At 58.5% G+C, this 26,368-nt stretch carries 21 protein-coding genes; 10 read left to right on the forward strand and 11 right to left on the reverse strand.

Translation table 11 applies throughout. The features are described 5' to 3' along the window. Window positions 1–278: 278 nt before the first annotated feature. The gene (locus tag QP995_RS05210; protein ID WP_187405443.1) at window positions 279–1,034 is read left to right on the forward strand and encodes an SDR family NAD(P)-dependent oxidoreductase; all 756 of its coding nucleotides are present in this window, start codon (window positions 279–281) and stop codon (window positions 1,032–1,034) included. A gap of 90 nt (window positions 1,035–1,124) precedes the next feature. Further along, on the forward strand, window positions 1,125–1,568 hold the full coding sequence (locus tag QP995_RS05215) for a DUF2871 domain-containing protein (protein ID WP_069359716.1): 444 nt from the start codon (window positions 1,125–1,127) through the stop codon (window positions 1,566–1,568). A 111-nt stretch (window positions 1,569–1,679) separates the two neighbouring features. Here QP995_RS05215 and QP995_RS05220 read toward each other — a convergent pair whose 3' ends face one another. From QP995_RS05220 to QP995_RS05230, 3 genes are read right to left on the reverse strand one after another with little or no spacing between them, the layout of a single operon-like run. Beyond that, window positions 1,680–4,304, reverse strand: a complete 2,625-nt coding sequence (locus QP995_RS05220; protein WP_284852987.1) for an ABC transporter permease — start codon at window positions 4,302–4,304, stop codon at window positions 1,680–1,682. 21 nt (window positions 4,305–4,325) lie between these two features. After that, on the reverse strand, window positions 4,326–5,120 hold the full coding sequence (locus QP995_RS05225; protein WP_284852988.1) for an ABC transporter ATP-binding protein: 795 nt from the start codon (window positions 5,118–5,120) through the stop codon (window positions 4,326–4,328). 18 nt (window positions 5,121–5,138) lie between these two features. Next, a complete protein-coding gene (locus tag QP995_RS05230) occupies window positions 5,139–6,170 on the reverse strand; it encodes a pseudouridine synthase (protein ID WP_284852989.1) in 1,032 nt (343 codons plus the stop codon). Between the two features lie 297 nt (window positions 6,171–6,467). Between QP995_RS05230 and QP995_RS05235 the strand changes: the two genes are divergently transcribed. The 3 genes from QP995_RS05235 (at window position 6,468) to QP995_RS05245 (ending at window position 9,003) form a co-directional block, all read left to right on the forward strand. After that, window positions 6,468–7,367 carry a universal stress protein gene (locus QP995_RS05235; protein WP_005510554.1) on the forward strand — a complete coding sequence of 300 codons (900 nt, stop codon included), beginning with the start codon at window positions 6,468–6,470 and terminating at the stop codon, window positions 7,365–7,367. Between the two features lie 344 nt (window positions 7,368–7,711). Then, window positions 7,712–8,005 (forward strand): GlsB/YeaQ/YmgE family stress response membrane protein, encoded by a 294-nt coding sequence (locus QP995_RS05240; protein ID WP_049171710.1) that lies wholly within the window; start codon window positions 7,712–7,714, stop codon window positions 8,003–8,005. Between the two features lie 377 nt (window positions 8,006–8,382). Further along, window positions 8,383–9,003: a TetR/AcrR family transcriptional regulator gene (locus tag QP995_RS05245; RefSeq protein WP_048731284.1), complete on the forward strand. Its 621-nt coding sequence runs from the start codon at window positions 8,383–8,385 to the stop codon at window positions 9,001–9,003. 52 nt (window positions 9,004–9,055) lie between these two features. Here QP995_RS05245 and yidC read toward each other — a convergent pair whose 3' ends face one another. From yidC to QP995_RS05265, 4 genes are all read right to left on the reverse strand, one after another. Then, the gene (gene yidC / locus QP995_RS05250; RefSeq protein WP_016421685.1) at window positions 9,056–10,414 is read right to left on the reverse strand and encodes a membrane protein insertase YidC; all 1,359 of its coding nucleotides are present in this window, start codon (window positions 10,412–10,414) and stop codon (window positions 9,056–9,058) included. Between the two features lie 196 nt (window positions 10,415–10,610). Beyond that, window positions 10,611–10,964 carry a histone-like nucleoid-structuring protein Lsr2 gene (locus QP995_RS05255; RefSeq protein ID WP_016421684.1) on the reverse strand — a complete coding sequence of 118 codons (354 nt, stop codon included), beginning with the start codon at window positions 10,962–10,964 and terminating at the stop codon, window positions 10,611–10,613. A 348-nt stretch (window positions 10,965–11,312) separates the two neighbouring features. Beyond that, window positions 11,313–13,070 (reverse strand): alkaline phosphatase D family protein, encoded by a 1,758-nt coding sequence (locus QP995_RS05260; protein ID WP_224783757.1) that lies wholly within the window; start codon window positions 13,068–13,070, stop codon window positions 11,313–11,315. 160 nt (window positions 13,071–13,230) lie between these two features. Continuing rightward, complete coding sequence (locus QP995_RS05265; protein ID WP_016421682.1) at window positions 13,231–14,010, reverse strand: DUF6474 family protein; 780 nt, start codon at window positions 14,008–14,010, stop codon at window positions 13,231–13,233. A gap of 173 nt (window positions 14,011–14,183) precedes the next feature. Here QP995_RS05265 and QP995_RS05270 point away from each other — a divergent pair, with 173 nt between their 5' ends. Further along, a complete protein-coding gene (locus QP995_RS05270) occupies window positions 14,184–16,004 on the forward strand; it encodes a ribonuclease H-like domain-containing protein (RefSeq protein WP_284852990.1) in 1,821 nt (606 codons plus the stop codon). A gap of 4 nt (window positions 16,005–16,008) precedes the next feature. On the opposite strand, the gene QP995_RS05275 is transcribed toward QP995_RS05270, so the two are convergent. The 3 genes from QP995_RS05275 to QP995_RS05285 all read right to left on the reverse strand — a co-directional run bounded on the left by QP995_RS05275 (window position 16,009) and on the right by QP995_RS05285 (window position 19,734). After that, the gene (locus QP995_RS05275) at window positions 16,009–16,854 is read right to left on the reverse strand and encodes a crotonase/enoyl-CoA hydratase family protein (protein WP_069359720.1); all 846 of its coding nucleotides are present in this window, start codon (window positions 16,852–16,854) and stop codon (window positions 16,009–16,011) included. 170 nt (window positions 16,855–17,024) lie between these two features. Then, window positions 17,025–17,621 (reverse strand): superoxide dismutase, encoded by a 597-nt coding sequence (locus QP995_RS05280; RefSeq protein ID WP_284852991.1) that lies wholly within the window; start codon window positions 17,619–17,621, stop codon window positions 17,025–17,027. 136 nt (window positions 17,622–17,757) lie between these two features. Beyond that, window positions 17,758–19,734, reverse strand: a complete 1,977-nt coding sequence (locus tag QP995_RS05285) for an alpha/beta-hydrolase family protein (protein WP_284852992.1) — start codon at window positions 19,732–19,734, stop codon at window positions 17,758–17,760. Window positions 19,735–19,845: 111 nt separating this feature from the next. Here QP995_RS05285 and QP995_RS05290 point away from each other — a divergent pair, with 111 nt between their 5' ends. The 4 genes from QP995_RS05290 (at window position 19,846) to QP995_RS05305 (ending at window position 24,856) form a co-directional block, all read left to right on the forward strand. Further along, window positions 19,846–20,793, forward strand: a complete 948-nt coding sequence (locus QP995_RS05290; RefSeq protein ID WP_284852993.1) for an L-lactate dehydrogenase — start codon at window positions 19,846–19,848, stop codon at window positions 20,791–20,793. A gap of 138 nt (window positions 20,794–20,931) precedes the next feature. Beyond that, the gene (locus tag QP995_RS05295; protein ID WP_049171694.1) at window positions 20,932–22,893 is read left to right on the forward strand and encodes a pyruvate kinase; all 1,962 of its coding nucleotides are present in this window, start codon (window positions 20,932–20,934) and stop codon (window positions 22,891–22,893) included. A gap of 118 nt (window positions 22,894–23,011) precedes the next feature. Further along, the gene (locus QP995_RS05300; protein ID WP_150963515.1) at window positions 23,012–23,890 is read left to right on the forward strand and encodes a hypothetical protein; all 879 of its coding nucleotides are present in this window, start codon (window positions 23,012–23,014) and stop codon (window positions 23,888–23,890) included. A gap of 48 nt (window positions 23,891–23,938) precedes the next feature. After that, window positions 23,939–24,856 carry a DUF5926 family protein gene (locus QP995_RS05305; RefSeq protein WP_048731261.1) on the forward strand — a complete coding sequence of 306 codons (918 nt, stop codon included), beginning with the start codon at window positions 23,939–23,941 and terminating at the stop codon, window positions 24,854–24,856. A 104-nt stretch (window positions 24,857–24,960) separates the two neighbouring features. Here the strand turns inward: QP995_RS05305 and QP995_RS05310 are convergent, their stop codons facing one another. Next, window positions 24,961–26,364 carry an LCP family protein gene (locus tag QP995_RS05310; RefSeq protein ID WP_350309315.1) on the reverse strand — a complete coding sequence of 468 codons (1,404 nt, stop codon included), beginning with the start codon at window positions 26,362–26,364 and terminating at the stop codon, window positions 24,961–24,963. Window positions 26,365–26,368 lie beyond the last annotated feature (4 nt).

Here is a 26,368-nt window from a genome sequence, read left to right on the forward strand (position 1 = left end):
AAGTCCACCAGCGCCGATGGTACTGCACTCGGGAGGGTGTGGGAGAGTAGGTCGCCGCCGGCATAATAATCTTGTTTGTGGGTCGTGGTTGCCTTGCCCCTTGTGTGGGGTTGGGTGCTGCGGCCCACTTTTGTACCTACGGGTAAACAGAATTAACTAGCGTTTTAGTGCTGCATTTTGCTGTTCGTATGCTTATTCCTATGCGGCGCGCTACGTCGGCGCCGTTTTAATTGCTCGACTCAGTCGGCTGTATCTTGGAATTCATGCGAGTGGGAATCGTGACTGGAGCATCTCGGGGCATAGGCGCCGTCTTTGCCGATAGACTTGGGCAGCTACGTCCAGACCTAGATGAAATTTGGTGTGTTTCTCGTAGCTACAACGATGATTCTTCCGGTGAAGACGCTGAGTTCTCGCAGAGGCAAGGTCCTCGTCTTCGATATCTTTGTCTAGATCAGTCCGATGATGATTTTGGCGATAAACTCCGGAATCATGTTGACCGCCATCACGCGACGATAGTTTATTTAATCCTCAATGCCGCGTATGCGAATTATGGCGATGTTAAAACCCAGGATTTTTCGCAGGCTGATCAAATGATACAGACGAATATTCGCGGTACGGTCGCAGCGGTTTACTCGCTAAACGATTTATTCGAAAAGAACGGCCACATCATTTTCGTTTCATCGATCTCAGCTGTAGCACCAACTCCAGGGCTGGCGGTGTACACAGCATCGAAAGCGTTTATTCGGCACTGGGGTATCTGCCTTAGAGAGGAATTGAAACCTAATGGTGTAACTGTAACTATTTGCTACCCGGGAAAGGTTAAGACCAAGGCGCTACGGGACGTCGTGAAGCAGGCGAAGTCGGTGAAGTTGCGTCTCATGCCGGAGCAGAATCTCAATTATCTAGTGGAGCGCACGTTACGTGGAGCGGAGAGGGGTCGGGCGGAGGTAGCGCCCGGCCTATATGGCCTAGTGATGGCCCTATCCAAAACTGTGCCGAAACGTGTGGTGGCTCGATTCGCGCGGTTAGTTTGAGGCCGTCTAGATTCGCGGAATCAAACTTTCGTTTAACCCCCTGGGTTTAGTCTGTTTAGAAGCCAGTGTTATCTGAGTAGGCTACGAAGTATGCGTAAGTTATTCACAGCTGCTTCGGTGTATCTCGGTCTTGGTCTGTTTTCTGGCGTTTTCTATCGTGAATTTACCCGTGCGATGGATTTTGGGGATAAAACGCAGCTCAATACGCTGCACACGCATTTCCTTGTTCTTGGCATGATTTTCTTCTTGGTTGCGCTGGCATTGGATGGGCAATTCAATATTTCAGCTGTCAAGGGCTTTGATCGCTGGTTCATCGTTCAGAATGTCGGCATTGTTTGGACGATTGGCATGATGGTGGCTAACGGTATCGTGCACGTTGTTTCAGGCCCGGAGGCCTGGGGTGCGATGTACTCGGGAATTGCAGGACTCGGCCACATTATCCTGACGGTTGGCTTTGTGTGGTTCTTTATGCTTCTCAATAAGGCGCTGAAGAATCGAGAACGCGAGGTTCGCAAGGCCAACGCAGCCGTATAAATTTCCAGCGGAAATGCGTGAGTCGGATAGCTGATTCGGCCTAGGTAATAAGGCGAAATAAAACCCCGTGCAGAAACTATATCTGCACGGGGCGCTTTCATATAGCGGCGGCTATTCGTCTGCGATAGCGGCCAGAGGTGGTGTCTTCGCGGCCTTCTGACCAGGTCCGAGAGCAGCAATAACGCCTACAAGCGCAGACCCAAGCAGCATGAGAACAACCTGCAGCCACGGTACCGCAATAGTATTCAGGCCCTCATCCTTCAGCACGGTCAGCAGTGACCAGCCAAGGAACAAGCCGAGGACAATACCTACAACCGCGCCGAAAATGGAGATTTCCACAGATTCCAGGCGAATCATCCGGCGAATCCCCGAGCGCTGCAGGCCGACGGCCCGAAGCATGCCAATCTCCTGGCGGCGCTCGACAACTGAGAGTGCGACAGTATTGATAATTCCCAGAATCGAAATGATGACCGCCAGTGCCAGCAGCGCGTACACGATTCCCAGCATGACATCGATAGAGGCATTCGCGAGGCCCGCAAACTCCTTAGCAGTCATCACCTGTACTACGAGGTAGTCCGCAACTGCGTCGCTAAGCTTTTGCTTCATTTCATCCATGGAGCCGCTGTCTGACGCGATGGAATCAGAAACATCGACGTAGGTCTGGAACGGCAACAGGTGGCTGCTTTTGACATATTTATGGGCGGCTTCGTCGGAGACAATAATCGACTGGCCGGGATCATTCGTGTCAGCAAAAATGCCGGTGACGGGGAGCCGTGTTATGCCGCCTTTGGAAACCACTGCGAGTTCAGTGCCAACGTTCCAACTATTCTTTTTCGCTGTTGATTCGCTGATGACAATTCCCGCATCCGACTCGGCCAGATCCAGGGAGCCCTGGATGGCGCGAGTGCCGTACCATTTGCCGACGTTGGAGTTGAAAACCGACGCATTACTAGATTCCGGTCCGACTTCAGTTTGTTCGCCGTCGGAAGCTATCATCGTGGCGGCTTCCTCAGGCGGGATCACCAGCAGCGCACCAATCGACAAAGTTGCGGTGTCGTCGACACCATCGATATCCTTCACTGCGTCCTCGACCCCAAGCGGCAGGGCCGAATGCGCGGTCAGAGGTGGCGAGAGCACGAAGTCAGCCGTCAGATTGGTCTCTGACCACTCATTGACCGCCTCCTTCATGGACACACCGAACATGCCAATCACAGTCACCAGCGCAAGCCCGAGCGTCAGTGCAAACGATGTGGTTCCCGTTCTGCGCGGATTGCGGTGGGAGTTCGTCGCCGCAAGCTTGCCGACGGTTCCAAAAGGCGCACCTACGACGCGCCCCAGTCCTCCGATCAGAGGCATGGACAGCGCGGGGCCGACAAGCCAGACGGAGGCTACGGCCATCACTGCACCGACACCAACGAAGACGGCACGAATCTTGGTTTCTGCGTCGTTCCACTGCAATGCCCAGGCAATGATTGCGATCGCGGCGGACGCCAGCACAGTACCGGTCCACGTCCTAGCACTGAGGCTATTGCTGGTTGTTTGATCCCCAGAGCGCATGGCTTCTACAGGAGGGACCGCGCCAGCGCGGGCGGCCGGCGTCCAGGCGGCGATCATGGTGATGGCCACGCCGACAAGGAGAGGAACGATGACTGCCACCGGTTCGAATGTCAGGCCATCGCCGGGCATGGAGATACTCATGGCATCGAGAAGCATGAATAGCCCCTGGCTCAGCCCAAATCCCGTGATGACACCTAGTGCGGAACCGATGAGGCCAACAATGAATGCCTCCAAGAGGACGGACGCAGTGAGCTGTCGTCGTGAAGCACCGAGGGCGCGGAGGAGAGCGAATTCCTTCATGCGCTGAGTGACCAGCATGGTGAAAGTATTGGAAATGATGAAGATCCCGACCAGCAGCCCGATGAGCCCGAAAGCGATGAGGAAGTAGTTGACAAAGCTTAAGGCAGAGGAGACACGTTCGGAGGCCTCGTCGGCGAGCTTAGAGCCTGCCTCTACCTTGAGCTCGGGGAATGCTTCTGCGACATCACGGGTAAGCGTGGCAGCGTCAGTGGTGGAATCGGCGGCGAGGGTGAACATGTCCATATGGCTGTCCGCGCCGTAGAGCTCTCGCCACTGATTCTGGGTGAAAAAGACCGCGAGGTAGCCGGTTTCGTCGATGGAGGTATCGGCGATGCCGACGACCTTCACCGTCGCCCGCTCGAGACGGGTGGCCACCTTGATTTCAGTGCCGACGTGGAGGTTGCCGAGTTCGGCGGTAGTGGAGTTGACGACCACCTCACCTGGTGTTTCCGGCGCGTGCCCCTCGGTAACCGTGACCTTGTTGCCCACCGCTTCGGCCGCTGGATAGTAGGGAAGACCCATCGATGGCGAACCATTGGTTTGAATCGGCTTGCCGTCGGCTCCCGTGGCCGTAATGCTGTTGTTGGGATCGCCAATGTTGAGGGCGCGCACCCCGGGGAAGCTTTCGATTTCCTGCGCGGTTTCTTCGGTGAGAGCACCGGGATTGTCAGCTGGGGCCGTCACCACCACGTCGACACCGTCATAAGCGGTACTCATTGCGCCCTTAAAGGCCTTGTCCAGCGATGATGTGAACACAAATGCGCCGGTGATGAAGGCTGTGCCCAGCACGACCGAAATAATTGTGAGCACGAGGCGCAACTTGTGCGAGGTGATATTACGCCAGGCGACGCGGCTTAGCGTGGAAGACGATGATGCCATGGGGAGAGATGACCTGCCTTCCTAAAGATTCTCAATATCTGCCATGCGCGCCAAAATATCGGCGGGCGTGGGGTTGCGAAGCTCGTCAACCACGCGGCCATCCGCGAGGAACACAACACGGTCTGCGTAGGACGCGGCGGTGGCATCATGCGTCACAATGACAACGGTCTGGCCGATGTCATCAACCGCATCGCGGAGAATCGTCAACACCTCACGGGATGAGTTCGAGTCCAAGTTGCCCGTCGGCTCATCTCCAAAGATGATCTCCGGCCGGCTGACAATGGCACGCGCACAGGCGACACGCTGCTGCTGGCCACCGGACAGTTCCGAGGGGCGGTGCGTAAGCCGTTCTTTAAGCCCGAGGCGCGTGGTGATTTCCTCGAACCACTGCTTATCCACCTTACGACCAGCGATATTGATAGGCAGGGTGATGTTCTCCGCCGCTGTCAACGTCGGCACCAAGTTGAAGGACTGGAACACAAAGCCCAGGCGGTCACGCCGCAGCGCCGTAATCTCCTTGTCCGACAGCTTCGACAGTTCCGTCGTGCCGATGTACGCGCTTCCCGACGTCGCGGAGTCCAAGCCGGCCATGCAGTGCATCAATGTCGACTTACCCGACCCGGACGGCCCCATGATCGCGGTGAACTCACCAGCGGCAAAAGAGATATCGACATGGTCCAGTGCAGTAACAGCGGCATTGCCGACACCGTACTTCTTGGTGAGCCCCTCAGCGTAGGCCGCCGCTGGTGGGGCGGAATGTTCCAAAGAAGATTCAGCGGATGATTTAGCGGATTGTTGTGCATGCTTGGCAGACATGGGGGAGGGGGTTCTCTTCTAATTAGATTTGATCAACGGCGAATTAAAATCCGGCAGCGAAAGCGGATTGAAAACGCTGCGGCGGGAATGGAACGTTCGTTGTTCACCAGTCACGGGGTCAGCGAAACTCATTTCTACACAGACCAGGTGCAGGGGCTCCGAGGTATTCTCGGCCTCCAGCGGCAGAATCTCCGGGTAGTACTGGTCGCCCAGGATGGGAAAGCCCAGCTCACTCAAGTGCAGCCGCAGCTGATGAGTGCGTCCGGTGATGGGTTTCAATTGCCACAGCGCAACGCGACCACTGTCGGCAGCGAGGCCGTCGGCGTCCGAAGGCACGTCGACAAGCGAAATGTGCTCGATGATGGTGTGGGCGTTTGGCTCGCCCTCGAGAGTATAAGCCTGCATCTGGCCAGCAACTTTATGCTGTCGTGTGCGCAATTCCAGCGGGGGCTCGGGCAGGGCTTCGCTGGTCGCGCCAGCGATGGGTGTGGGCGATGTCAGCGCGTGATAGCGCTTAGTGACTTCCCCAGATGCGAAAAGCCCCTGGTAGGCGCCACGAACTTCGCGCCGGGCGGTAAAGATGAGCAACCCCGACGTCAGTCTGTCGAGGCGATGCGCGGGAACCAACTCCGGATTTCCCAGCTCCCGCCGCAGGCGTACGACAGCGGTTTCCGTGATGTGTCGGCCGCGTGGCATCGTTGCCAAAAACGACGGCTTGTCGACGACCACAAGGTTGTCATCTTGAAAGACAATCGGCATCGGCCCCGCGATTGTGCGCTCCGGTGCCGGGGTGCGGTAAAACCACATTTCCGCGCCGGGCTTCACCATGTCATCCGGACTGTACGGCACTGAGTTGGCGCGAACGACGAGCCCATCTGCAAAGCGTTTAGCCACGGCCGCTTCATCATCGTCCGGGTGGCGGTGGGTTTGACCTGCGATAGCGCCTGCGAGCAGATCCCACGCACGGGTGGGGGCATCGCCACGACGCCCGGGAGCGGCGATGCGGGAGGGGTTGAGCCCATCGCGAATGGGCAGTGGCATGCGACGCATACGGCTGACTTTAACAGGTGCCCCGGATTCACCCGGCGGGCAAGCGGAGCTGCTGGCGCAGGGCTGTGTTGGTACCGCCCCTAATGGCGTAGGTGGACAACATTCTGCCCTGTCGGTCGCAACATAATGGGGGTAGGGTGGAGGTGAAAGTAATAAAAGGGTTGGCTCGGAAGAGTTGACTAAATAGCAAAGCTTGTCCATTAAAATGGCGTCCAAGCAGGTGCGATAGGTGTAGCTGCGTTGCGGTCGGGCCGCGGAGAGCCAATTTTTATGGATCGCATAATAAGGAGGCAATCAATGCCAAGGCAGAACATCATTGTGTGCGCGGTCGATGGCTCGGAGGCATCCAAGACCGCCGTCAAGTGGGCCGCTAACACCGCAGTGAAGCGCGGTGAGCCGCTCCGTCTGGTCAGCAGCTACTCCATGCCGCAGTTCCTCTACGCAGAGGGCATGGTTCCGCCGCAGGAGCTTTACGACGATCTTGAGGCCGAGACCCTGGAGAAGATTAACGAGGCCAAGAAGATTGCCCTCGACTTCGCACCGTCGGTAGATGTCAGCCACCAGATTGAAGAGGGCAGTCCGATTGACATGCTGCTCGACCTGTCTGAGCAGGCAACCATGGTGGTTATGGGCTCTCGCGGTCTGGGTGGGCTCTCTGGCATGGTCATGGGTTCGGTTTCCGCCGCTGTTGTTTCCCACGCATCGTGCCCGGTTGTTGTTGTCCGCGAGGACAACCTGGTAACCGATGAGACCAAGTACGGTCCTGTCGTTGTCGGTGTCGATGGCTCCGATATTTCCGAAAAGGCAACGGAGTACGCATTCCGTGAGGCCGATGCTCGTGGTGCCGAACTGATTGCGGTTCACACCTGGATGGACATGCAGGTACAGGCTTCCCTGGCTGGCCTTTCTGCAGCTCAGAGCCAGTGGCAGGTTGTGGAAGAGGAGCAGAAGGCTCTGCTCGGCCACCGTCTGGAGAAGTACGCTAAGAAGTACCCGGAAGTGGCCATCAAGAAGGTTGTTACCCGCGACCGCCCGGTTCGTGCTCTGGCTGATGCCTCGGAAGGCTCGCAGCTGCTGGTCGTCGGCAGCCACGGCCGCGGAGGTTTCAAGGGCATGCTGCTCGGCTCCACTTCGCGTGCACTCCTGCAGGCGGCTGCTTGCCCGATGATGGTCGTCCGCCCGGAGACTGACGCCTAAAGCGCCCTTCGAGGGGGCTGAGAAAAGACGCCGGCGGCGGTCGTCGAGGCGCGGTTAGCGCCGAGAGTAGAAACCGTTACCGAATATTTATACGTAGAACCTAGCCGGTTTCCGACAGGTGTCGGGGCCGGCTTCGGTTTATCCAAATGAGGCCTCTCGTCTGCATAAACCCTGTTTTCATGCAGAAAGTGCAGATTTTATAAGAGTTTTCCTGTGGCTATCCGACTGTTATCTCGCTAGTTTCTCAGTGGCCGAAATGGCCTGATAGTGCTTGCAGTGTATGCAAGAGTTTTCGGAAAGACTTATAGTTGAGTCAGAACGATTTCGGGAAAGGAATATCTATCATGAACGAGATTCTTCTTGCTGCCTCCTTTAGTCCCACGATGGGCTTCATCAGCTGGATTATCATCGGTGGTCTTGCCGGCTGGATCGGCTCTAAGATCATGAACACCGATGAACAGATGGGCGTCGTCCTGAATATCGTCGTTGGTATCGTCGGTGGTTTCTTGGGCGGTTGGCTGCTCACCCTGTTCGGCGTTGATGTCGCCGGTGGCGGAAAGTTCTTCAGCTTCCTCACCTGTCTGCTCGGCGCCGTGATCCTGTTGTGGATTGTCGGCCTGGTTCAAAAGCGCAAGTAAGCCAAGCAAAACAGCGCGACTATGCACGAAGCGTCGTAACGCTGCTATCTACTGGATAGTGAGCTAGAGCGCGGGGCATCTCATCAACATTGAGATGCCCTTTTTTTGTTGTGCGGTTGTCGTGACGTTGGCGTTCTGCGATTGTCGCGACATCTGTTGGGGGCGGCAATCATCGCACGCTAAAGTAGGACTAGAGGCTGAAAGACTGACTAGTTTGTTCTTTTACAAAATCACAGTCGCAGATACGCCTACAATGGAATATCACAGACTATGAACGCCCTGTTCAGTGCTCTGAAAGCAATGGCGCTAATGCCGGTGTTTGCGAGTAAGCAGCTGTTAGAACGGGGTGTGACTTTGGAAGGACGAGAGGTACTGCCGTGGCAGAAGCGACAACGGGCAAGGGCGCAAAAGGCGGCCGCGCTTCCTCTCGCCGTCGTAACCGCCCCAGTCCGCGGGAGCGCCTCCTGGCATCAGCGACAACTCTGTTTACAACAGAGGGTATCCGCGTTGTCGGCATTGACCGCATCCTGCGGGAAGCTGATGTGGCCAAAGCCAGCCTGTATTCGTTGTTTGGATCCAAGGACAAGCTAGTCATTGCATATCTGCAAGACCTCGACGCCAAATGGCGGGAGGCTTGGGAGCAGCGAGTGGCCTCGTTGGATACCCCGGCGGAGAAGATTCTCGCGTTCTTTGATCAGTGTATTGCGGAGCAGCCGGCAATCGACTTCCGTGGTTCACACTTCCAGAATGCGGCTAGTGAATATCCGCGGCCGGAAACGGAGTCGGAGCAGGACATCCGTCAGGCCGCAGCCGATCACCGTTCCTGGGTTTGGCAACAGCTACACACGCTGCTGACTGAAAATGAATCTAGTATGCCGTCTGCTCACGCAAATATGCTGTTGCTCTACCTCGACGGCGGCCTCGCGGGTGCCAAGATGTCCAAGGATCTGAACCCGCTGCAGATGGCGCGCGACCTGGCCCGTGACTTGGTCACGTAAATACCTAATTCCCTTTTTTAACGCGCCCTAGTTCTCGCCTTTTGCTCACGGGCTAATCCCGGAAGCGTTTCCAGTCCGACTCCTTTGAGCCGGTGGCTTTCTTAACCATATTCTTCGTATTCTGGCCGAGCAGCATTCCCAGGTTCTTTGCAATCAGAATTGGTTTCGGCCGCTTCTGCGCCTTTTGTGCTTTCTCGGCTTGTCGTTTCATGTCTGCCCGCACTTTAGCCAGGCCGGGAAGCGGCGGAACTATACCCGAGGAAATCTTCATATCCTGCGTCAGGGACGGCAAATTGTCCTGAGCGCCAGGCCTCATCTGGGTCACCATGTAGCGAACCTTCGCAATTTTCAAAGCCTGGGCATATTCTTCGTCCTGCTTTGCTTTACGACGGTCCCGCGATTCCTTCTCAATAGCGGCATATTCGCTCTTATACTGCTTTATTTTCCACGGAGCGAATGCGGATTTGATATAAAAGCGACGCTTGGCCTGCTTTAACTTCTTCTTTTCTTCCCGCTCCGATTCGTATTCACCCTTTTGGTGGTTTTGCAGAGTTCGGAAATCGTCCGTGAGTGGGTAGGTCTTTTCTACATAGCGGGTGAGAATAATATTTTGGGTCAGTGTCCAGAAGTTATTGGTGACCCAGTAGACAATTAGAGCCACAGGTGTTGGGCCAAAGAACCCCGCGAAGAGGATCATCAGCGGTGCGTAGATAAGCATTACGCGCATGAATTTGCTGAGGAATACACTGACGCTATTGGAATAGTCGAGAGTGCGCTGCAACCGGCGGTAGGAAATGACCAAGTTAAAACCGGTGAAAATGGCCGCTGCCACGATGCCGATAATGCAGAAAGCTAACAGCGAATCATGATTGCCCCCAAGGATTTGTAGTTGCTCCGGGTCCATGCGCAGATACGCGGGTAGAGGCTGCCCCAAGAATGTCGCGCTCAGGAAGTCGGAAATCTCATCCTTAGAGATGAATCCGACATTATGAGACGCAGGCAGTCCAGGCCCCTCAGACGCCCGCAGCATGTGCCTCAGCATGCGAACAAGGCCCATAATCACGGGAATCTGGACGAAGAGGGGCGCCAGCATTACGGAGGTCTTAATACCTTCGGCTTTGCGCATTTCCTTGCTGGCAAAGTTTACGTATTGTGGCGAGTTCGGCTCGATGCTCCTGCGGTAGCGCTCCTTGAGTATAAAAAGCTGCGGCCGTAGGTTGGCCGTCTTGCGCGCCGAGATAAATTGCTGGAACGCGAGAAACGCCAGAGCGCCACGCACCGTAAACACCAGCAGGAAGAGAGAAAGCGTCCAGGACAGAGAAGATGGCAGGTGAAACACTGAGGCCAGTAAAAGGTGCCACGCCTTAAGGACAAACGAGACCAGCCAAACAAATGGTTCCAAAATAACCACGGGCCGACTCCTCCATGTCAAGGATAAGAAAAGTAAGACAACCGGATTAGGCCGGTGTGCCAATTCCAGCCGCTATCCTAGCGACTCGAATCACCTGCCCCAACTTTAAAACAGGGCCCCGCTGTGGCGGGACCCTGTCTTTAAGATAGTGAAGCTGGATGACATCCAGTGGAAGGCAAACGAACCTGGGTGAGAACTAGTTAGCGCTCTCGTACTTTTCAATAATGTGCTTTGGCAGCGCACCGCGGTCTGCAACATCCATGCCATTCTCTCGTGCCCACTGGCGAATCTTGCGATTGCGATCACGGGCCTCAGCGGCATTGGGATTAGCGGAAGAGCGCTTACGCGGAGCTACAACCGTGCTGTGATCAATAGAAGCGTTCGCAATATACGGTTCTAATACCTGCTCGAACTTCTCAGCATTTTCCTGAGAGAGGTCGAGAATGTAGTTCTTACCGCGGAAAGAGAAACGAACGACTTGGTGATCTGCGGAATCAAGCGGAGTCCCATCGAGGTCGTCGATGTACTGAATTAGTTCGCGGCGTGCCATAGAATCCCTGCCTAAGCTTGGTGCTGAACTTGTAATAATGAAGAAGGCTTACGGTGAAACTTCAATACGGTGAAATTTCAAATTAATATCAAGCCCTGTTTTCTTTCCCCCACAGTATAAGTGCAAAGAAATTTAATGTCTATTGACGATAATTGAGTTAGATTGTGCAACTTATATCGAATACATGGTTTGTTAATAATTCGATTAATTGTGCACAAGAACTTGGGGTAATAAAAAGACGGCCCTGCATGTTGTGCAGGGCCGTCGTGAACAGCAACTACGCTACTGAGAGCGCAATGCGGGGTGCGCTCTCAGTGGTCGTCGGAAAGCGAAAGGATGAGAAGGCGCTTAAGCCTGGGTCATGCCCTCACCAGGCTTGCCTCGGTAGGTAGCGGCGACGAAAAGTGGCTGGTTCGGTTCCTCCTTGACCTCGACGAGGCGGTACTCAGAGGTAACGTCCTCGCGGCCGAAGTAGACAGCGGTGTAGCCGTGGCGGTCGAACTCGAGGTAGTTGACGTACGGGTTCGCAGCCTTGAGTCCAGCGGTAGCAGCCAAGGAAATCGGGTTGTCCTGAGGCAGCTTCACAATGTCATCGATGTTCGGGGCGCTGACGGAAGTACAGACAATCTCAATGGCGGCAATACCGGCACTCGGGTACTGGCCCGGGACCTTCGGTACGTTGCAGTTCCAGGAGGAGTGAATATCGCCGGTGAGGAAGACAACGTTGTCGTAGCCCTCCTTACCCATGATGTCGATCAGCTTACGACGCTCAGCAGCGTAGCCATCCCACTGATCCAAGTTGTACGGCAGGCCGTCCTGAGGCAAGCTCAGCAGCTCAGTGACAGCGCGAGTGGCCTCCGGATCCAGCGGCGGAACCAGCACTGGAGTGAACATGACGGAGTTGCCCACGACACGCCACTTTGCGCTCGAGGAACGCCACTGGCCGAGCAGGTAATTGAACTGCTCAGAGCCGAGCATGGAGCGACTCTCATCATCGGTTTCGCCAGCGCGGATGAACTTCAGCTGCTGGTCACGGTAGGTGCGCAGGTCCAGCATGGTCAGGTCGGCGAGATCGCCGAAACGGAAGCTGCGGTAGAGCTTGCCGCCCTGGGAGAAGGGGACAGCGCGAACCGGCAGCCACTCCAGGTAAGCCTGGATAGCGGCGTCGCGGCGGGCAACGTAGTCGCCTTCGGTCTCCGGGTCGTGGTTCTCAGCGCCACTGTGCCAATCATCGTTGGCGACCTCGTGGTCATCCCAGGTCACAATCCACGGCTTTGCGCGGTGAGCTTCCTGCAGGTCCGCATCGGTGCGGTAGGTGGCGTAGCGCAGGCGGTAGTCAGCGAGAGAAATAATCTCGTGAGCCGGCTTGTGGTCACGAACCGGGCCCTTGCCGGAGTAGCCACCGGCCTCGTACTCGTAGATGTAGTCACCGACACACATAATGATGTCGATGCGGTCATTTTCCGCCATATCGCGGTAAGCGGAGAAGAAGCCACTTTCCCAGTTAGCGCAGGAGGTCAGCGCGATGCCCAGGTGATCTGGCGAGGAGTTCACCGGCGGCGCAGTGCGAGTCTGGCCAATCGGGGAAACCTGGCCCGCGTGATTACCAGCGGTGACGGTAAAGCGGTAGAAGTAGTAGGAATCAGCGGAGAGACCCTTGACATCGATCTTGACGGTGTTGTCAGCATCCGGGTCGGTGTTCAGGGCACCAGAGGCAACGATGTTGCCGAAGCCCTCATCAGAAGCGACTTCCCACTTCAGTGCAACAGGGCGGCCCTGGTTTGCACCTGCGGTGTCGCCTGGGTGCGATGTCACACGAGTCCAGATAAGAACGGAGTCCGGCAGTGGATCGCCAGAGGCCACACCGTGTTGGAAGACCTGAAAACCACCAGAACCGCCAGCATTAGCTGGGGACTGCGACTCAGGATTGGCCCCCGCACTAGTAGCGGTCGCCAGGCCGATGGCGCCAGCAGCAGCACCGGTAGCGCCGGCACGCAGTACGGCACGACGAGTAGGGGTGAATGGCTTTTGGGCTGTTGCGTCGCTGTTCGAGACTGCGCCGTTCAGATCCGAGGCTGCAGTCTGAGATTTATCTGAAGATGGCATAGCCCTCATTACAGTAGTTCTCAGTCCGTAGCGCCATCGGAGGGAGAAAATAGCCCGATACGGGGGTACTAAGAGCGAAAGCGCGACTATTGCTGCTCAACAACAGTCGCGCTTAGTTCGACGAATCTCGGCGAGTGGCCTTAACCCGAAGCGGCCAGGTTTACGCGCCCAGCTCCGAAATGATCTGGCGATCCAGAGAATCCAGCTCTGCGGTAATGGAGTGGTGTGCGCGACGACGCTGCTCCGGGGTCATCTTCTCGGCAGTGTTAATGGCGTCAGTCATGACATCCAGACGCGAGTTGGCGTCCTTGATAAAACCATCGGTACCCTTGACACCCGACTTACGCAGCTCTGTCAGTGAACCACGAGTGGCCTCAATGCGGGCCAGCAGCGGCGCACCGTGCCCCTGGTAACGAGCGGCATCATTAGCGGAAACACCGAACTTCTGCGCGGCCGAAGAGTGTTCACGGCGCTGAATGGCAGTGATGGCGCGGTAGGCCAGCGGAACCAGCACCGGTACCAGCAGGCGTGCGCCACCGATCCACGACTTTGCCTTGTCCTTGTTGAAGCCCTGGCTGCGCTGCTGTTGCAGGATCTTCTCGGCCATCTTGGTCTGGTGACGCTGCTTGGCGGCCAGCGCCTTCTTCTCGTCCTTGGCACTCGCCTTGCGGATCTTCTCCGCGCGCTTCAGAGCACGGTTTTCCAGCTTGAGTTCCTTCTTACCGAGCTTTTCCTCAGAACGAACGCGGCCAGCGGCCTCCTTCAGCTCCAGCTTGTGCTGGTGCTTCTGGTCGCGCTTAGCGGCCTTGACCTCAGCCTTATGTGCCTTGCGATTAAGTCGAGCTGCGTGGCGAGCCTCTTCCTTAGCCTTCGCCTTGGCAGCCTTCACCTGCTTGGCGGTTTCGCGCCGACGCTCACGGATGTCACCCAAGAAGCTCATTTTTTCCTTCGCCTAGTTGCTCGCAGATAGTCCCTCCGGAAAAGCGGGGCGGAAAACCCGTAAACCCCACCGCGCCGGAGTGCGCTTGCCAGATGCAGTGGCTGCATCACGATTCTTGCTATCCAAGCTTAACGTGAAACTTCCTACCGAGTGGCGATACGCTAATTCTCATTGTGACTGATTCATCCGTTTCGCGCCCGCTTCTCCACGCGAGCGACCTCATCGGCTGCCGCTACCGGCTGAGCCTCGACCTGCGCGAGGGGCGGCTAGTCGAACCTGCTTCTCACCACGAGCACCGCTTGCCGACGTCCATCGCGTCCATCCCCGGCCTGTACACAGTGGCCTCGGGACCGGACGCTCACCTGGATACCCTTGAGGCCATCGCCCGCGGAGAAAGCGTCATCACCGGTGGCGTGCTCATGCATGAGCGCCCGATTCCCGGCGGGGTGTACTCGGGAATCGACGAGATTTGCCACCCCGATCTGCTGGTCAAGGTCGATGATTCACCACAGACGACCTCTCCGACGTACATGCCGGTCCTGGTTGTCACACGGCACCTGCTCTCTGCGCGCAAACCGGGCCGGCGGCGTAAGCCGTCGTCAAGCAATGCGGCGCGTGCGGCGGCGATGAAGGTGCGACTGCTGGGCGTTGATCGGCTCGGGCGTGATGGTGTGATGGGGCGGACCCTGCGTCAGGCGATGGTTGTCACGGACGAGTGGAAGCTACGGCATTACGGACCCGATGCTGTGAAGCTTGGGCAGGCAGCGGCGATACTGCACCGCCTGGGCGTGTCCTGTGGTCTGGTGGGGGCGATTAGTGCCACCGGGATGAACCTGGATACACGGCATATTGTCATTGCCGATGAAGGTTCGCGCGTGGCCTCGTACCGGATGGCGTTGCGGGATGCGCGTGATGCCGTCGCTGCCACTCAGGGGCGACCGTCACGGTTTACGCCAGGCACCTGGCCGCTGGCGCCACGGCGCATCCGGGAGTGCCGAACCTGCCGTCACCACGACCTTTGCTTGGATGAGCTGACCGCAAGTGACGATATTTCCCTCCTCCTACCTGGCGATAAGTCCATGCGGTTGCGCAGTGTGGGCATCGACACAGTCACGGCACTGGCGCAGGCCAGTACCAACACTCCGCACGTCAGCAAGGAGCAGGTGTGGATGGCGAGGGCGCGGCTTGCCGACGTCGACGCGCTCCGGGTAGCCGCTAAGACATCGGCCACGCGTGGCGATATTGAGATGGATATCGATATGGAGGCGTACCCCAACGATGGCGCCTACCTGTGGGGAACGTGGGTGCCTGGGGAGGACTACCGCGGGTTTATCACCTGGGAGCCACCGGGGCCAGAAGGGCTCGGTGGCACGGCAGAGGCCAGGAACTTTGCGATTTTCTGGGATTACCTGATGCGTCGTCGAAATGCGGCGCATGAACAAGGCAAGACCTTCCGCGCCTATTGCTGGGCGGCAGAGGGTGAGAACTATTGGCTGCGTCAGAGCGCCACCCGGTTCGGCGGCCAGGAATTTGTGGTGCCCGCAGATTCGGCGGAGCTGGCTACAGGCGATGCGGCTGGTTCCAGTTCCGAGGCAGCTGGCCCGACAAAGATTGTGCGGGTGCCGACCCGCGAAGAAGTGGACAAGTTCATTGCCTCGGAGGACTGGGTGGACATGCTGAAGGTCGCCCGTCGCCAGATCCTCTCCACCGTCGGCATGGGGCTTAAAGTCGTGGCCCCGTGGTCGGGCTTCCACTGGCGCGACGCCGATGTTGACGGCGAGGCATCGCTGGATCTGTATCGCATTGCGACGGCCACTGACCTTGACTTTGTCTCGGAACAGTCCTTTGAAAAGCTCACGCAAGCCGAGGCTCGCGCCATGCTGCTGCGCTACAACGGCGATGACTGCCGATCGGTAGCCCACGTCCGCGACTGGCTGGATTCACAGCGCGCGGCCGCGGACCTGCCGCATGGGGATGACCTGCCGGTTCCTTAGCGCGCTAACCACGCGCCCACGTGCCGCGCCGGGCGAACTTAGGTGAGACCTTCTTCATCGCAGCATTGCGAATAATGGCCGTGTTCTTGCGGGCTAACAGCAGCAGCTGCTGTGTGCGCTCGGCACGGAATGTTGCGCGAGGAGAGCGGTGCACATCGCGGAAAAGCCGCTTCGTCGCCGCCAGCTGATCCGGCGAGCGTGTCGCCAGCTGTGCCAACTTCTCCTTGGACAGCTTGAGTGCAGCGTCCTCCGTGTCCACGGCCCACGTCGCCAGACCGATCTCAGTTGCTTCCTTGCCGTTGAGTTCTTCGCCAGACATGGTCAGCCAACGTGCAGTATCGGCGCTGACCTCATCGAGGATGGTTCGCATACCGGACATATCCGGAATCAGTCCCCACTTCGCTTCGAGGATTGACCACTTGGCATCGCTCGTAGTAATGCGGAAATCAGCACCTAGTGCAATCTGTAGACCACCGCCGTAGCAGTGCCCATGCACCGCCGCAATGACCGGCACCGGCAGGCCTCGCCAGTCCCAGCAGGCGCGCTGGAACAGGTTTGTGCCGTGGATATCGGGGACGAATGAGCGCAGGATGCGTGAGGGCTTCTTAAATGCCGAGGCGAAATCGAGTCCAGCGCAAAACGATTTGCCCTCGCCACGTAGGATTACGCCACGCAGATCACGGTCAGCTGCCAGTTTCCGGGCGACGGCGGACAGCTCGGTCAGCATCTCAAGTGTTAGACCGTTGAGTTTGTCTCCGCGGTCCAAACTGACGACAGCGATTTTCGCCGCCTCTGAATCAGCTACGGCGAGGTATTCATAGGCGACGTTGACATTGTTGCTGGTGTTCATGGGCACTAACGCTAAACGACGGCTACGTGTGCCGCCCGGGAAATACCAAAAGTGGTCTCAAACAAGACACAAAAAACCGACCCGCTGAGGGTAAGCCCCGTCAGCGAGCCGGTAAGCCATCTTTAGCGCGCGGCAGGGACGCGTAAAAAGCCGCGCGCTGTTAGCTGAAATTACTTGGCAGCTGCGAACAGCTCTGCAGCGTAATCCCAGTTGAAGACGTTCCAGACAGTCTTGACGTAGTCAGCCTTGACGTTCTTGTACTGCAGGTAGAAAGCGTGCTCCCACATATCCAGCAGCAGAACCGGCTTCAGGTTGATGGACAGGTTGCCCTGCTGATCCGTCATCTGCTCAATAACCAGGCGCTCTGCAATGGTGTCGTAACCCAGAACAGCCCAGCCGGAGCCCTGCAGGCCCAGAGCAGCAGCGTTGAAGTGAGCCTGGAACTTCTCGAAAGAGCCGAAGTCGCGCTCGATAGCCTCAGCCAGCTCACCGGTCGGCTGGCCGCCACCGTTCGGGGACAGCAGCTTCCAGAACAGGGAGTGGTTGGTGTGGCCACCCAGGTTAAAGGCCAGGTCCTTGGACAGGCCGGTAACAGCTGCGAAGTCGCCGGACTCGCGAGCAGCAGCGAGCTTCTCCAGAGCAGCGTTGGCGCCGTTGACGTAATTAGCGTGGTGCTTGCTGTGGTGCAGCTCCATAATCTCGCCGGAGATGTGCGGCTCCAGAGCGTCGTAAGCGTAATCCAGCTCAGGAAGTTCGTACTTAGTCATTAGGAAAACTCCTCCTCAACACGTTTTTAGGTTGTGCCGTCGATGGTACTCAAGATGAGTGGATGCGCAACCATTTAAGCAATACAATTAATGCGAAATTCATAAAAAATGCTGTTCAGGGATATCTGTCACAAGTTTATGAACGCGGCGGCTGAGTGCGGCGAATCCACTTACTCACGCGCTTGAAGCGCATTCCGGCTGCGCCACCCAGGTCGTCGTCAAGCGGAATGTCGAGGATGGAAGCCCACGTTGGCAACATTTCTTCCTCGTACCGGTGGCCGTGACCACCGGGGACGGTGACGGAGGCGAGGCCGTCGATAAGCACCTGCCAGAAGGTGACGAACGGATGCCAGCGCATGGAGGGGAGAACATCGCGGCCGACGCGCTCTGCAAGCCAGTCGGGGCGGCGCCAGGCCAGTGGGTAATCCCACCAAACGATGGGGTCAGAGGCATGCTGCAGGAATGCGACGCGCGGGAATTCCCACGGCCCGAACTTGGTGCCATAGAAGGAGTGGTACAGCTCGTCGGGGCGCGTAGCGAAGCGGATGTTTCGCCCCTCGTCGATGACTGGAGCGATTTCCGGAGACCCCTTTGTCCGACGGTGCGTCAGCTCTTTCCACATCGCGGAGAACTGTGGTGCGCCCGTCCAGACAGCACCGTCGACGCGTGCGAGCATGTCAGCGGAATTCTCGAATGCGCCGAGACCGCCAAACCCGCCGAGGGATTCACCGGCGACGTAGACCTTTGGCCGGTCGTTCTCCGGCATCTTGTCGACTTCCTGCAACACCCGATGGATAAGGGTGTGGCCAGCCGCGATTGGGGTTTCGTGGTCCGTTAGCCATGCCACTGGGGAGGGGAGGTCAGAGTACTGCAGAGCGACAGTGGCGCAGTTGCCAAGGGTCAAGAACTCTGCAGCCTGCGCCGACCACGGTGGCACCCAACCGGTGCCGGTGGTGGTGAAGACAACCAGATGATCGCGCCGAAACGCGCCGGTGCGGTGCATCTCGCGGATGATGAGCTCCGCCTGTTCCCGCAGAGAACGACCTGGCACCTTGCCCGCATAAATGCGGATGGGTTCCTGCAGTTCGGAGAGCGGCTTGCCAGTGACCACCGCCAAATCTCGGGCACGGGGGCCTTCGGCGACGAAGACGCGCCCCTCGGCGCCGAGTGCGTACCACGGCTCCAAAGACCATGGACTCCCGGAACGTTCCGGCTCCCAGGGCTGCATGCGGCCTGGAACTACCAGGGTATTCAGGTATCGGGACTTCTTGGCGATGGACTCCAAAGTCCGACGGATAAGCAGTCGATCAATGCTGGCGGCCACGGCACCACCGACGATGGCACCGCTGAGAACCGGGGCGAGACCGCGAGGAAGCCAGGGGCGGAGGTTGTCCCGCAGTAGGTCATAGCCGCGGTTGGCCAGCGCGGAGAGCCCCCGAGTGGTCAGGTAAAGACCACTGGCAATCATTGTGGAGGCGAACTGGCTGCGTGCGGATTCCTGCTCATCCTTGCCCACCAGGCGACCAATTTCGCGCTGCTGGGAAATGGAGCGCAGCCACAGCGCCGCGGTGGTGGCCGTGGTGGCCACGTGCCAGGTCACGGCCAGTGCGCGTTCGTGACGAGGTGCCAGCGCAAAGCGGCTGAGTGAAGTGCTGGCCAGACGCCGCATCGTCGTGTTGTAGCCATAGCCGATGGCCACCCCGGTGACATGGCCCGCCAGCTGTGCCAGGAAGGTCACAGTAACGGTGGCGGTCCGAGTGCGCGGCATCAGCGAGGGGCTAAAGGCAGCCCATGACGCAATTTCTGCACCAATTAGACCGGGGTTGGAGGGGATGCCCGCCCGCAGTGCGCTGCGGATAGTGCCAGGGCCGGTACCTAGGAGGCGTTCGCGAAAGACTTTGGTAGCCATCAGACTGCCGGTGCCGACTGCGCCCAGCGCTTTGGCCATGCCAGCTGTGCCAGCGACTCCTGTAATTCCCGTTCGCGCTGCTCGTGCAGCTCGCACTGTCCTGGTGGTTTCGATTGACTGAGCTACAGGTGTGTTGCCCGTAGACGCAATCGAGGGCGCAATCGAAGTAAATGCGCGACGCAGGAATCCCATAACTCCCATCATGGCAAAATTTTTTCCACGGGGGTTATTCATCCCGCGCCAGTTTTCCGCACAAAGCGTAGCCTGTGGGGTGTCGCAACTTTTTCCGAATCGGTTGAGAAGGATCCGAGGGCTATGAAGCTATCCACAGGAAATAAGGTCGTGCTGATCGGCGCTGGCGACGTCGGCGTGGCATACGCGTACTCGCTGGTCAACCAGGGCACTGTCGACCACTTGGCAATCATTGACATCGACGAGAAGAAGACGATGGGCAACGTCATGGACTTAAACCATGGCGTGGTGTGGGCGTCGTCGCGCACCAAAGTCACCCAGGGCACGTACGCCGACTGTGACGATGCCGCGCTGGTGGTTATCTGTGCAGGTGCGGCACAAAAGCCGGGCGAGACTCGCCTGCAGCTGGTGGACAAGAACATGAAAATCATGAAGTCCATCGTCGATTCCGTTATGGACAGCGGTTTTGATGGGCTCCTACTGATTGCTTCCAACCCCGTCGACGTACTCACATACGCTGCGTGGAAGTACTCCGGGCTGCCGCACAACCGTGTCTTCGGCTCCGGCACCATCCTGGACACCGCACGTTTCCGCTACATGCTGGGTGAATACTACGATGTTTCCCCGATGAGCGTGCACGCATACATCATCGGTGAACACGGCGACTCCGAGCTGCCGGTATTGTCCAGCGCCAACGTTGCAGGCGTCGGTCTGTCCAAGCGTCTCGCCGCTGACCCCACGCTTCACGACGAGCTGGAGGACATCTTCATCCGAACCCGTGATGCCGCCTACGAGATTATCGATGCCAAGGGCTCCACTTCCTACGGAATCGGTATGGGTTTGGCCCGCATCACGCGCGCCATTTTCCAGAACCAAGAGGTAGCTCTGCCGGTCTCCGCATACTTGCAAGGTGAATACGGTCATGAGGACGTGTTCATCGGAACACCAGCCATTGTGAACCGTCGAGGAATTCGCCGCGTTATCGAGCTTGAGCTGGACGAATACGAAAAGAAGCAGCTGGACAAGTCCATTCAGACGCTCCGAGATGTGCAGGATCCATTCTGGAAGTAACTGCTGGTAGCGAGAGTAGATGTCTTCTCGACATGCGCTTTCGGCCGTCTCATTTGAGAATGAGAATGCCCACCTTCTATTGGCCCGCGTGGCCGACTCTGGCCAACGCTTCGTCTTCAACACAGGAGTGCCTTCTCTATGGCAGCGCAGAGCCCTCAAGACACAGCAACTGACAACACTGAAAGCGGCGCGGCCGTACCGCGTCTGGATGACCTCATCAGCAAGGTCACTGATCTGATCACAGAGTTGGACGACGTCTCGGTGGAGGCTTCTGCACTGCTCGCAGAGGTGCCGGAAGAGCGCCGTCGGCACGCGGAAAACCTGCTGCACTACGCACACCTGCGCACAATTGACATCCGTGAGCTGCAAAACAGCTTGCACGACCTCGGCGTGACCAGTCTGACCACGGTGGAGACTTTCACCCGGGGGCGCCTTGAGCTCGCTCTCAACGCGCTGTTGGCGCTGGCGGGGCGCACCTCAGACATCGATGTCGCCCGCATTATTGCCGACGATGAGCGCGCGGATATTGCCCTGGATAACAACGCCACCGAGCTGTTCGGTCAGGAGCGCGCGGATGTCACTTCGCACATTATGGTGACCCTGCCCGCCGAGGCCGCCGACGATGCAGAGTTGGTGGAGAGCTTCGCTGCCGCTGGCATGGATCTCGCTCGCATCAACTGCGCCCACGACGGACCTGAGCAGTGGAGCCGCATGATTGACAACGTCAATGCTGCAGCTGAGAAGGCCGGTCGCCGCATCTTCGTGTCCATGGATCTGGCTGGTCCGAAGCTGCGCACGGGCGATATCGAACCGGGGCCGCGTGTGGGGCGCGCCCGTGTTGTGCGTGACGACGCTGGCACGGTCATCTCCAAGTCCAAGATTTGGCTGACTCCGCGACTGGATGAGCACCCCAAGCCAGCTCCGAGCGATTTGCCGGGGCGTCCCGCACTGCCGTTGGAAGCAGATCAGGGGTGGTTGGAACAGCTGCAGCTTGACGATGTCATTACGCTGCATGACTCCCGCTCGGCGAAGCGTCACTTCACTGTTGTGCGCATCGACACCGACTCCGAGGGCGAGGTCGAGGCTGTCCTCGCCGAGGGCGAAAAGAACGCCTGGATTGCCGAGGGAACACACCTGCGCAGCAACTACGAGGTCACGCGCGCTGGTGGCGTGCCACCGACCGTGCAAAAGCTGCGCTTCCACACCGGTGATGAGTTTATTCTCACCAGCCGCGAGGAAATCACCACCATTCCACGCACTGACGATGAAATTCCACGCGTCTCCTGTTCGCTGCCGTCTGCCGTGGCGGCTCTGAAGCCGGGCAATCCGGTGCTTTTCGACGACGGTGCGCTCGGCGCTGAGGTGGTTGAGGTCTCCGAGACGTCGTCAAGCGAAGATAGTCACGTCGATGCCCGGCTGCGTGTCCTGCGTACGAAGCCGAATGGTCAGCCGCTGGCGGCGCATAAGGGCATCAATCTGCCGAACACCGACCTGCCACTCAATTCGCTTACCGACGAAGACATTGAGCACCTGCGCTTTGTGGTGGAGCATGCGGATATTGCTGCGGTGAGCTTTATTCGCACGCAGGGGGATGCTGAGTACGTTTACAAGGTGCTCGATGAGATTGCGGCGGAACATGAGGCTGCGGGCCGCGAGGACCTGGCGTCGAAGGCTCGGAACCTGGGTGTTGTGCTGAAGATTGAGACTATTCCGGCATTCCAGAATCTGCCGGGAATCATCATCGCCAGCATGAAGCGCGCCAAGTCCGGTCTGATGATTGCTCGTGGTGACCTGGCTGTGGAGCTGGGCTTCGACCGTATGGGTGAGGTCCCAGGCCAGATTCTGACGCTGGCGCAGGCAGCCGGTGTGCCGACCATTCTGGGTACTCAGGTGCTGGAGAACATGGCCAAGGCCGGCCTGCCGTCCCGCGCGGAGATTACCGATGCGGCCTTCGCCCTGCGTGCCGAGTGCGTGATGCTGAACAAGGGGCCGCACATTACCGAGGCCATCGCGATTTTGAACAACCTGGCCCGGAAGATGGGACGTTCGCAGCGTAAGAGCCGCATCATGCTGCGGAAGATTCGCAGCTGGTCGGACTAGTGGCTGGGGTAGGGGCCGGGCTAGTTTAGGTAGGTTAGGGGGAGCGCACTTAAAAACACCGTGGGAGAAAAGACTGCGGAAGAAGCCGGCCGCGCGTACGAGAGGAGCCCTGCGGAAAATGTCTAATGAACAGGCAGAAAACGCGGGGTGGGCTGTGCCGCCGCAGTCTCCAAAACAGCAGCCACAGCAGTCCCCACCTCAGGTGGTGCTGCCACCGCAGCAGAACTGGCAGCCGACTGTCTCGGATTCGACTATCACGGGTGCGACGCCGCGCTGGAAGGCCGATGAGATTGTTCGCAAGCGCGCGGACAGCGTCTTTCGATGGGCGATGAGCGGCGCCGGAGTATTCGCCGCATTTACCGTTTTCGTCTGGATGAGCATCCTGAGCCCCGGTCAGGACCTAGTGGTTTCCCTCCTCGGTGAGTTTGGAGCATGGGCTTTCGGTCTCTGTGGAATGGTTTCCCTCATTGGGCTGGGTTTTTCGGTCTACAAGACCCTCCAGGTGCTGCGTGACCGCGCAACGTATGCTCGCCCACTGCTGTCGCGCACGGCAACGGATGTGCGCACGATGCACATGTGGCCAGTGCGCAACATCACGGGGCCCGTGGTCGCGTTGGCTGAAACAGGAGTCACTGCCGTAATGGGGCCAGGTCGCTTTATCTGGTACCTGGCCTGCGTTTTGTGGCCACTTGCAGTGGGGTGGTTTATCGCTGCCGACGTATCCCGGACATACTTCCAGGCCGGAATCATCACCGTTTTAGCTTGTGTGACGACTGCCCTCACAGCGCGGCTACTCGGCTACGTGTTGGCTCCCGAGGAAGTGCATCGCAACATTCCCGTTGGATCCGGTCGCGAACGCACCCAGCCCGGTTTCTGGTCCAAGGGCTTCATCCCCAGCGAAGCTACCGATGAACAAGGGGAGACGGGCGCAATGGCCGTCGACAAGCAGCTTTTCGAAGGAACGGCGAGCGAATTCGTCGACGATTTTTATAAGTAGCCCAGGCAGTCGCGAACTACGGAGAGCGAATAGGTATTCTGTGGCCTTGTGGGAAAGAAATCTCGTAAGAAGAATAATCAGGCCCCGGAGGGCATGAGCCGTCGTCAGGCGAAGCTGGCAGCCCGCGCTGCTGAGCGTGCAGCGCTGCTGGGTAATCCGCGTCCGTTCAAGGACTTCGACGAAGAGGCTGACATCGTGGCTGTCCGCGAGTTCGCTCCGGCTGTGGTCATTCCGGTCACGGTCGCTGACGCCGAGCGTGACATCAAGCTCTGCACCGTGCTGCCAGGCGGCGTTGCTGCCCTGACGCGTGCCGCTGACCAGGGCAATGAGGCTTTCGTCGCGCTGCAGACGCAGGCGCGCACCAATGACGGCGCTGCGGATCTCTCCCGTGCGCTGGCATGGGCCCGTGACGCAGAGCCGGGCCAGCAGCTCTCCTCCGCCACTGACGGCGAGGCCGCACCGCTTACCGACGTCCTGACCGCCGTGGATCTCGACAACCTGGAGGTCCACCAGGACTTCGAGTGGTGGATTCCCAAGGGCATTGAACGCACCCCGATGATCGAGCAGAACCTGGCCGTGGCTAACGACGCGATTCTCCCGTCGTACCGCCTGGATGCGAAGGTCGCTGGCGCTGTGTGGTGGATTGATCCGGGCGAGCGCGCTCACATCCGCTGGGTGCGCCGTGAAGATGAGAAGCCACTGCTGGATGCCTTGGCACGCGTGCACGCTGCGGACAACCTTTCGCTGGGAGAGGGCACTAAGTTCGCTGGTGTCTTCCGCACCGATGGCCTGCTGGTGCCGGTCTGGGACCTGGATAACACCAAGCCGCACGACCACTGGATTGCTGCTGTGGAAGAGGCCGATAAGCGTATCGCTGAGGCGCTGGCCAGCGAAGAGCCGCTGACCGCCGAGGAGCGTAAGTCCCGTGAGACCATCGTGTCCCGTCAGGTGACCATTCGGAACTAGGCGTAGCTGGTTTAAAAACTAACGCGTGTGGCTCAGCAAAAAGCTAAGTCACACGCGTTAGTTGTCTCGAAAGCTATCTGAAGCTGTTTTAGCTACCTTCTTGACTATCTCAGCTCCGCAAAAAGTGCTGGCGCTTCGATTTCGTCCCAGAGCAGCACATTGCCCGCATAACCGGTATCCATGGCGCCTGAGGTGGGCACGGTAAGAGAATCGGAACCGAAGAGCATGCGCAACATCAGCCAGGTCAGGTGCCAGACATGGTCACCATCGCCGACGAACACGGCCTTAGTGCCAGCATTGGCCAGGCGAATCCAGCGGTAGGGGTTGAGCCATACCGCAGGTGATTTCAGCCGTCCCATCAGCGCACTCATGAATTCACGCTGCCGCTCTACGCGGTCCAAGTCTCCCTGGGCGGTAGCACGCGTGCGCACGTAACCCAGGGCGCCCGCGCCGTCGAATTTCTGGCAACCGGCCTGGATATTCAGTCCTGCCAGCGGATCGTCGATGGCTTCTTCAGGGCACATCTCGATACCACCGACAGCATCGACGACACCGGCGAAACCGCCAAAGCCAATTTCGGCGTAGTGGTCGATGTGAATTCCAGTGTTTTTCTCTACAGTGTCGATGAGTAGCTGGGGGCCACCAAATGCGAATGCCGCATTGATCTTGTTCTTGTCATTGCCCGGGATATCCACGAAGGAGTCACGCGGGATACTGACCAACTTCGGCTTACCGAGCACCGGAATGTGGGCAATCATGATGGTGTCGGTGCGCTGGCCGAAATCACCACTGCCCGTCGACAGCTTGGCGGCATCTTCCTCTGACAAGCCCGTACGAGAGTCCGAACCGACAAGCAACCAGTTGGAGGACATCGTATTGGCAGGACGATCTGCCAGACCGGAGAACGCATCGACCCTGGTCAGGCGGATGTCGACAAGTGCCATTGTGACGACAAGGAAGATGACGAGAAGCAGGATGATGGATTTAAAGCGCAAGCGTGGCAGTCGCAAGCGTGGCATGCGGAACCCAGACCTGACGCCGGCGCCGCCACGACTGCCACGGCGTCCACCACGGCCAGAACTCGCTGCTTGTGGGGCACTGTAGTAGTCCTGTGACGAGCCGTGCGAGGAAGATTGGAAATCCGCATCCGGGTTATATCCGGGCGGGGGAAACCGCGGATCGCTGCCAGCGCGTCCGCTACCGGCCCGGTTCACCGGTGGACGGGACTCAATGCGCGTTTCGTTCAGTGGCGCCTGCCGACGTTCCGGTTGCGGCCTAGACCTGCGCGGAGGCATAGGCGCTGGGCGGGCTGCCCCTGCCCTAGATGGGCGGTCGGAACGGGGCGGGATGGGGCGTCGTGAAGCGCCACGCGAATCGGCCTCACGGGGGCGGGCATGCTTCGGCGACGCCTCGTCCACACGGCGGTAGATGGGGCGGCCATAGCGATCTTTAAGCGGCCTACCGTATCGGTCGCGGGCAATGCGCGAGTCGTCGAAGTTGCCTTCCATACCA

Origin of the sequence: Corynebacterium sp. MSK032, assembly GCF_030232065.1 — a bacterium.
Classification (GTDB): Bacteria; Actinomycetota; Actinomycetes; order Mycobacteriales; family Mycobacteriaceae; genus Corynebacterium; species Corynebacterium jeikeium_D.

Coding starts and splice junctions, on each gene's coding strand:
- QP995_RS05230 (WP_284852989.1), bottom strand. CDS start 6,170: ATGCGTCGCATGCCACTGCCCATTCGCGATGGGCTCAACCCCTCCCGC.
- QP995_RS05300 (WP_150963515.1), top strand. CDS start 23,012: ATGTCTAATGAACAGGCAGAAAACGCGGGGTGGGCTGTGCCGCCGCAG.
- QP995_RS05290 (WP_284852993.1), top strand. CDS start 19,846: ATGAAGCTATCCACAGGAAATAAGGTCGTGCTGATCGGCGCTGGCGAC.
- QP995_RS05280 (WP_284852991.1), bottom strand. CDS start 17,621: ATGACTAAGTACGAACTTCCTGAGCTGGATTACGCTTACGACGCTCTG.
- QP995_RS05265 (WP_016421682.1), bottom strand. CDS start 14,010: ATGAGCTTCTTGGGTGACATCCGTGAGCGTCGGCGCGAAACCGCCAAG.
- QP995_RS05275 (WP_069359720.1), bottom strand. CDS start 16,854: ATGAACACCAGCAACAATGTCAACGTCGCCTATGAATACCTCGCCGTA.
- QP995_RS05220 (WP_284852987.1), bottom strand. CDS start 4,304: ATGGCATCATCGTCTTCCACGCTAAGCCGCGTCGCCTGGCGTAATATC.
- QP995_RS05295 (WP_049171694.1), top strand. CDS start 20,932: ATGGCAGCGCAGAGCCCTCAAGACACAGCAACTGACAACACTGAAAGC.
- QP995_RS05255 (WP_016421684.1), bottom strand. CDS start 10,964: ATGGCACGCCGCGAACTAATTCAGTACATCGACGACCTCGATGGGACT.
- QP995_RS05215 (WP_069359716.1), top strand. CDS start 1,125: ATGCGTAAGTTATTCACAGCTGCTTCGGTGTATCTCGGTCTTGGTCTG.
- QP995_RS05225 (WP_284852988.1), bottom strand. CDS start 5,120: ATGTCTGCCAAGCATGCACAACAATCCGCTAAATCATCCGCTGAATCT.
- QP995_RS05310 (WP_350309315.1), bottom strand. CDS start 26,364: ATGGAAGGCAACTTCGACGACTCGCGCATTGCCCGCGACCGATACGGT.
- QP995_RS05285 (WP_284852992.1), bottom strand. CDS start 19,734: ATGATGGGAGTTATGGGATTCCTGCGTCGCGCATTTACTTCGATTGCG.
- QP995_RS05260 (WP_224783757.1), bottom strand. CDS start 13,070: ATGCCATCTTCAGATAAATCTCAGACTGCAGCCTCGGATCTGAACGGC.
- QP995_RS05240 (WP_049171710.1), top strand. CDS start 7,712: ATGAACGAGATTCTTCTTGCTGCCTCCTTTAGTCCCACGATGGGCTTC.
- QP995_RS05235 (WP_005510554.1), top strand. CDS start 6,468: ATGCCAAGGCAGAACATCATTGTGTGCGCGGTCGATGGCTCGGAGGCA.